Annotated in this window: 6 protein-coding genes; 3 read left to right on the top strand and 3 right to left on the bottom strand. The window is 64.0% G+C overall.

The window, feature by feature from the left end; all coding sequences use genetic code 11:
* Window positions 1-1,063: 1,063 nt before the first annotated feature.
* Genes C2L80_RS12505 through C2L80_RS12495 form a run of 3 tightly spaced genes read left to right on the top strand, consistent with a single transcriptional unit; the run spans window position 1,064 to window position 3,415 of the window.
* On the top strand, window positions 1,064-1,693 hold the full coding sequence (locus C2L80_RS12505) for a TetR/AcrR family transcriptional regulator (protein ID WP_103263315.1): 630 nt from the start codon (window positions 1,064-1,066) through the stop codon (window positions 1,691-1,693).
* Window positions 1,690-2,625: an ABC transporter ATP-binding protein gene (locus tag C2L80_RS12500; protein WP_103263314.1), complete on the top strand. Its 936-nt coding sequence runs from the start codon at window positions 1,690-1,692 to the stop codon at window positions 2,623-2,625. The genes C2L80_RS12505 and C2L80_RS12500 overlap by 4 nt, the downstream gene beginning before the upstream one ends.
* A complete protein-coding gene (locus C2L80_RS12495) occupies window positions 2,618-3,415 on the top strand; it encodes an ABC transporter permease subunit (RefSeq protein WP_092196672.1) in 798 nt (265 codons plus the stop codon). Before C2L80_RS12500 ends, C2L80_RS12495 begins: the two co-directional genes overlap by 8 nt.
* A 68-nt stretch (window positions 3,416-3,483) precedes the next feature.
* Here the strand turns inward: C2L80_RS12495 and C2L80_RS12490 are convergent, their stop codons facing one another.
* The 3 genes from C2L80_RS12490 to C2L80_RS14190 form a co-directional block, all read right to left on the bottom strand.
* Window positions 3,484-4,704: a S41 family peptidase gene (locus C2L80_RS12490; RefSeq protein WP_087198532.1), complete on the bottom strand. Its 1,221-nt coding sequence runs from the start codon at window positions 4,702-4,704 to the stop codon at window positions 3,484-3,486.
* Window positions 4,705-4,852: 148 nt separating this feature from the next.
* Window positions 4,853-6,898, bottom strand: a complete 2,046-nt coding sequence (locus C2L80_RS12485; RefSeq protein WP_087198533.1) for an FAD-binding protein — start codon at window positions 6,896-6,898, stop codon at window positions 4,853-4,855.
* 165 nt (window positions 6,899-7,063) lie between these two features.
* Window positions 7,064-7,401: response regulator transcription factor (locus C2L80_RS14190; protein WP_129589968.1), on the bottom strand; the 338-nt coding region annotated here is incomplete at its 5' end.

The raw sequence follows: 7,401 nt of genomic DNA, 5'->3' as shown, positions 1-7,401 counted from the left end.
CCCCCCGTGCGCCGTTGCCCACCCCCTTCGCGCGAGGCTGGCACGTCCCACTTTTTCGCCGCCCTCAACCGAGGCGTCTTTGCGCCGTCCGCAGCCGGAACGCCTCCGTACTGCCGAATGTTTCACGTGAAACATTTGTTCCGATATCGCACTACATTGCGACAATTGTTTCACGTGAAACAATCCCGACATCAGCGAAGACGGCAAACGAAAGAAGAGCGCCCTTTGAACGGAGGAGGCCACGCCAAACTCGACTTCGCAGCGAAAGTGGGGCTTTTTTCTCGCAGTATTTTCCAGACTGCTACCACGGCAAGACCGTGCGGAAAAGCAGTCGCAGCGTTTCCCTTGGTCGTGAAGGCAAACGTTGAGGCAGGGCAGGTCGGATGGAAAGCGGGCGCAGCAAAAAGGTCCGTTCTCGTCGAACTCCGGTAGCAATCTGGCGAGTTTTGTGTCAGGAGAGAGCGGCTTTCTGCGAACCGGGATCGACAGGGTGCCGCAGCGTCACGCACCCCGCCCATCTCGGCGGTCCGCGTGCGCCTCACGCAACTGCACCTTTTTCGCACCGCGGCACCCGGCCATCGCGTCGCCCTTCCCGCACCCGTCGGCCGACCCCCCCGGCTACCCGCGCCCCGGAAAGCATACAGGCGCGCACCCCTCCGCGCGCGGCAAAGGCCCGTCGTCCGCGCCCGTCAGCGCCCCCACGTCAGTACGCCCCTCTTTGCGAGCATCCTTCCAACATCCCCGAAGAGGCGTCCTTCGCACCGCTGCCCCCGCCACGTCCCAACCCGTCGCCCAGCGCTGCGTCTCGAAGGCCGCGCCCGCGCCCTGCGCCTTCGCCAGCCACCCCCTCCCCTCGCATTGATTGAATTGCAATCTCATCCGAGGCGTTCGGACGAGATTGCAATTCACCCCCGCATCGCCGAAGCGCTTCCGAAATTCGCATTTCACCCCTTCCAAAAAAGAGTCAACGGCGTAGCATGAAGCGCAATCCGCTGACCGAACGGTCAACGGACATGGCCGGCCAACCGACAAACCAGCACGCAACCCACGAAAGAAGGCCCTCTTGGACAAACGGCGCAACACATTCGACGCCCTGCCCGAAAACCGGCGCGAAGCCATCGCCAACGCCGCTTTAGAGACGTTTGGGCGCAACGACTACAAAAGCGCGTCCACCGAGGCTATCGCGCGGCGCGCGGGCATCTCGAAAGGGCTTCTGTTCTTTTACTTCAAGAACAAAAAGGAGCTGTACCTCTCGCTTATGGAGCACCTTACGGACAAGGTGGCGCGCATCGTTGTGGACGACGCGTTCTACGAGATCGACGACTTCTTCGACCTGCTCATCTACGCGGCCGAAAGCAAAGGCAAGGTGCTGGGAGCCTTCCCGCATCTGCTCGAGTTCTCTGTTCGGGCTTTCTATCCGGAGCACAAAGACATACGCGACGCGATGAACAGCTGGATGCAAAGCCAGATCGAGCCAATGTTCGCCCTGTACTTCAAGAACGTGCGGTTCGACCGGTTTCGCGACGACGTCGATCCGAGGCACGTGTTGGACATGCTGATATGGCTTGCCGACGGCTACCTGCACCAACAGCGCGCGCTGCGCCGGCCCCTTGACATGGACGACATGATAGCCGAAATGCGTTGCTGGTGCGAAATGCTGAAAACCTACGCATACAAAGAGGAGTACCGATGAACCATCCGAGCGGCCCCGAAACGGGCCCCGCCATCGAGATCTGCGACCTCAAGAAAGAGTACGGGAAGGGACGCGGCGTGTTCGACGTGTCCTTCGCCGTCGAACGCGGCGAGACGTTCGGCTTCCTCGGGCCGAACGGCGCGGGCAAGACCGTCACCATGCGCACCCTCATGGGCTTCATCCGACCTGACGAGGGCGATGCGCGCATAAACGGCCTCGACTGCTTCCGCAACCGCGCGCGCATCCAAGAGCGTTTAGGTTATCTGCCAGGCGAGATCGCCTGCATGGACGAGATGACCGGCGCGGCGTTTTTGGAATTCATGGCACGCATGAAGAAGCTGCGCGACCGCACGCGCATGAACGAGCTGGTGGAGTACTTCGAGCTCGACCCCGCGCGGCGCATCCGCAAGATGTCGAAGGGCACGAAGCAGAAGGTGGGCCTCGTGTGCGCGTTCATGGCCTCGCCCGACATCATCTTGCTCGACGAGCCCACAAGCGGCCTCGACCCGCTCATGCAAAGCCGCTTCATCGACCTCGTGCTGCAGGAGAAGCGACGCGGGGCCACCATCCTGCTGTCGTCGCACCTGTTCGAGGAAGTGGAGCGCACGTGCGATCGCGTGGCCTTCATCCGCGCGGGCCGGCTTGTCGGGTCGATGCGCATGGACGACGTGCGGAAGTCGCGCAAGCGCGTGTTCGTCATCACATTCGCCGACGCCGCGACGCGCGACCGCTACGCCCGCGCACACGTCGACGCGTCGCCTCAGCCGCAGGGAGCCGCCAGCGTCGAAGTTACCGTTGCAGGAAACTTCGACGCGTTCGTGAAGGATCTCGCCGCCTACGACATCGTCGACCTGACCGCGCACGAGCAGACGCTCGAGGAGCTGTTCATGCACCTGTACGGCACGATGGAGAAAGGGGGCTCCCATGAATAAAACCTTGTTCGCGAAGGAGCTGCGCGCCAGCCTGTTCGTCAGCGGCATCATCGCCGCCGTGCTCGCCCTGTACATCGGCATGATCATCAGCATGTTCGATCCGGAATTGGGCGAAAGCCTCGACGCTATGATGCAGAGCATGCCCGAGGTGTTCGCCGCGTTCGGCATGTCCACGCAAACCACTACCCTTATCGATTTCATGTTGAACTACCTGTACGGATTTTTGCTGACCGCATTCGTGCTCGTGCTTGTGCTCATCATGGCAAACAAGCTGATGGTGCGCCACCTCGACCGCGGATCGATGGCGTATCTGCTGGCCACGCCGAACAGCCGCGTGCGCATCGCGGGCACGATGATCGGCGTGGTGGCAACCGTCTTGACGGCGCTTGCGGTGCTGGTCACGGCCCTTGAGATGGGGTTCGCCGAGGCGTTGTTCCCCGGCGAGCTGGATTTCGAGGCCCTCGCGTGGGTGAACGCCGGGTTGTTGGCGCTCTGGCTGGCCATGGCGGCCTCGTGCTTTCTGTCGGCCTGCCTGTTCTCGAACGCCGCGGCGGCCTTGTGGACCGGCGGTGGACTGTGGATTCTGTTCTTCCTCATGCAGATGGTGTCTCAGGTAGACGATGACTTCGAGTTACTTGAGAGCATCAACCCACTCACTCTGTTCGACTACTACGGCTTGGCCACCGGAGACGCGTCGGCCATCGGCGGAGCCGTCGTCCTTGCCGTCAGCGCCGTCGCGCTGTTCACCGCAGCCGTGACCGTGTTCACGCGCCGCGACCTCAGCGTGTGAAGGCAAGCGGATGACGGCCGCGCACGGCAAGGCGGCGACGGACGGGCCGCGGGTCGCTCAGGCGGCCGTCATCCGCAGACGAGGTCCAACGCCCGTTTCCGCACCCGATCTTCCCGACACTCGTCGGGCGTGAACGGCACCGCCACGTCGGGCTCGACCCCTCGGCCCGACACGCCCTCGCCGCGGGCGGCGGCTTCGGATTTGCTCATGGGATACACGAAGGTGTAGAACTCATCGAACGACACCGCAAGCGGGTTCGCGTAGTCGATAGCCCCGCTCGTGGCACGTCCCACTACGTGAACCTCGACAAGCCCCTGCTCGGCGGCGGCGCGCGCGACCTGCACGATACGCTCTCCCGCGGCAGACGTGGTCACGTCGGTGAGCAGCACCACGGGTCTGCCGGCGTTCGCACCGCCCGCAACGCGATCGTCGCGCTCCACCTCGCGCACCATTCCAGCTCCCTCAAGCGAGCCGATCCGCTCGATCTCCTCATCCACCCAAGCGCGCTCGCATGCGGAGGCGCCCTTGCGCAGCGTTTCCAGTTGGCTGCGCCGTATCGCGCAGTTGTCAGCCGTGTAATTGGTGAACACCGCCTCGTCGCCCATAAGGTCGGCTATGCTCAAGCGCTCGGGGAGCAACGCCGCCAGCACCCGGTCGCACGAAGCGTCGTCGAGCACGCGGGGAACGCGTCGCAGATCGACGACCACCGCATCCCCGCGCTCGACGATCGCCCCGTCGGGAAGAGCACCCGGCAAGCCCATCGGCGCAACCTGAGAACGGCGAAACCGCCGCACGGCAACATCCTCTTCGGTGCCGTCCGCATGCCTGACGAGCACATGCGCGCAACGGGAAACGAGATCGTCCCACAGCTGCCGGTCGGGATCGTCGCCGTTCACCGGATTGCCGATAGCGTAATCGAGATGCTTGTCCGGAATGCTGCGGTTCAAAAGCACGAGGGCATCGCCCACGGTGAAGCGCTCGTCTTCACGCACCTCGGTCACGTACAGCTCGTCTCCGAAACGGCGCACCGAAAAGCCGCAGCTCCACGGCTGGCAAGGGCAGACGTCGCTCACCAGCAGCGCCAGATTGGGATCCTGGAACGTCGCCAAGTACTGCGTGAGATAGCTCACGAACAGGGCATCGTCCAAACGGCCGGCCTTCCACGCTTCGCCGAACGCGGTCAGCCATTGCTTCGTGTCGTTGAGCAGCGCCTTCTCCGGCATGCCCGCATAATCGTTTTCCAACGCAGCCATCACGGCTTTCAGCACCCTGTCGCGCTTCTCGGCCACGTATCTCCCCTTTCCCTTGTTTCTCCCCGCGCGAAGCCGCCCGTTTTGGCATGCTCCGCTTGTTCCGAAACAGATGCCGACCGGCACCGACGGGCCGCCTCCGAAAGGGAGGCGGCCCGCTCTGCGACGGCACCCGTCGCGTGGCGCGTTACTCCTGAGAGGCCACTTCCAAACCGGCGACGCGCCCGTGCGTGCCCGCCATGCCGATGGAGTTGCCGGCGCACGGGGTCGAATACCCGGTGCCGTAGCGGCCGCCCAAGCTGTTGCCACAGGCGTACAGACCCTTGATGGGCTCGTACTCCTCGTTCAGCACGTTGAGGTGCTTGTCGGTCATCAAGCCGGACATCGTCACCATGGACGGCGATGCCGAACGGCTTCCCACACTTCCCTTGATGCCGTAGAACGGGCCTTCGTCGACGGGGATCATGGCCGACGGGTCCTTGCCGAAATCGGCGTCGGCCCCAGCCGCGCACAGCTCGTTGTAATGAGCGATGGACGCAAGCCACGTCTCCTTCACGTCGGAGGGAACCTCGAGGTAATCGGCAAGATCCTCAAGGGTGTCGGCGGCGATCACCGTGGTGTAGCCGCGCTCGGCGATGGTGCAGTTCTTCACCTGGCCGCCCTCAGGGCCAGAAGCGATGGCGGCCATGCCGTCGAGCATGTCCTGGTAGTACTGCGGACGGCCGCCGTTGGGGCCGCCGTGCTCGATGCCCGACGCGCACACGCTCTTCATCCACTTCTGATCGGTCACCAGCCACGCCGATCCTTCTGCCTGACGCGCGCACGCCGTTTGCGCGCCCGTGAGGTTGCCCTCGTTGCAGAAGCGCTCGCCTTTGCTGTTGAGCCACAGCATGGCGTTCGCTCCCCAGGGGCCGCCCAGGCCGCCGCCGAGAATCATGCAGCCGCGCGGTGCCGGCTCCACGAATCCTCCCGCCCAGCAGCCCAGCTTCACCGACGAACCGTCGCGGCCGCCCATGAAGCTGTAGAAGTCGGCCTTCAGGCCGCCCTCGCGCTCGTTGCGCTCCATGTACTCGTTGAGCAGCGCCCAGCACATATCCGGGTTGCCGCAGTAGTCGCCGCCGGCCAAGACCACGCCCTTCGAGGCGTTGATCTGCACGTTCTTATTCTTCTCCTCGACGATCACGCCGGTCACGTCTCCGTTGTCGTTCTGCACCAGCACAACGGCCGTGCTGCCGTAGCGGATGGTGCCTCCCAGCTCCACGGCCTTGTCGAGGCACGCCTGGTTGATCTTCGGCAGCACGGAGTTCGCCGCTACGCCTTCGATGGGCTCGTCATTGTACTCGCCCATGAACTGCACGGCTCCCACCCACGTCTTCGTTCCCGGCGCAAGCGGATAGTTCGTCTTGTTGAGGCAGTCGTAGATGTCGGCTCCGGACTGGATCTTGTCGTAATCCATGTTGGCCTGCACGAGCACCCAGCCGTCCTGCGTGTTGTCGTAGGTGTAGCAGCGCTCGTCCACGCCCATCTCCTTGGCCACCTCGAGCATATGGTCGAGCGTCGCGCCGGAGTTCTCCACATAGGAGCGCACGATGTCGGGGTAGTTGCGCCCGCCGCCGCGCGTGACGAACTCGTTCACGATGTCGCCGGTGTTCCACGTGCCGAAGCCCTGATCGGTGACGAACTTGGAGTTGAAGCAGCCGAAGTCTTCGCCGTACCAGCTCATCGAACTTTCGATCTGCTTCTCGACGGCCACCACCTTGCCGTCCGCGTTGCCGCCATTGGCTTCGGCTATCGTCTCGCATGCCGCGAGGAACGCCTGCGTGCCCGAGTGACCCAGGCCGATGACCACCACTTCGGCGTCAACCGTCTCGTCGGCGGTCACGCTGGGTTTCTCGCCCAGCCAGTCGCCAGGACCGGAGTAGCCGAACACGCGGCCCTCGGCCTTGGCGGCCTCTTTTGCAGCCGTGCGATCAACAGGGCCCGCATTGCCGCCCGGGCCGCCCGGACCACCTGCACCGCCTGCACCGCCTTCCGAACCGCCCGCGCCGCCCTCGGCAGACGCGCCGCCCTCGGAACCGCCCGTGCTGGCGGTCGTGGACGTCTGGGGAGCGCACCCGAACATGCCAGCCGCAGCGAACACCGCCACGCTTGCCGCGCCTCCTTTCAGGAAGCTGCGGCGAGACAGATACGACCGGCCAAGCGGCGTCTCGTTCATGCCCGTTTCGTTGTCCATGAATCCTCCTATCCCCTTGATTGACGGAGGAGCGCCCTTCCGTTTCGCGCCCGAAGCGCTCCCCTCCGCGCCGCTGCCTCCCAAGGCGCGGCCTGTACGCCATTCAGTATAGGAATCGGGCGATGCCAAAACGGGTGATTTTAAAATCGTGCTTTTGACCTGGTATTACTGCCTATCGACTAGATCGATGAGCTGTTGTTTTGAATGGATGCCCAGCTTTGCGTAGATGTTCTTCACATGCACGCGCACGGTGTTCTCGGAAACGTAGAGCCTCTTCGCGACGGATACGCGCGTATGTCCTTTCGCCAACAACTCCAACACGTCGAACTCGCGATCGGACAAACCGTGGATGCGGGCAAGGCGCTCGCACCGCGATCGCACGGAGTCTTTCGGCCGCCGATCCTGCTCGGACGCGCGGGAAGCGAGCGGGGCGGCCGTCTGCTCGGCGGGGGCGTCCGCGTCGCCCAGCCGAGCGGGAGCGGAGGCGGGAAAGGGGGCTGAGG

The organism is Rubneribacter badeniensis (assembly GCF_002899695.1).
Taxonomy (GTDB): domain Bacteria; phylum Actinomycetota; class Coriobacteriia; order Coriobacteriales; family Eggerthellaceae; genus Rubneribacter; species Rubneribacter badeniensis.
This window is presented reverse-complemented; position numbering and strand designations above follow the sequence as displayed.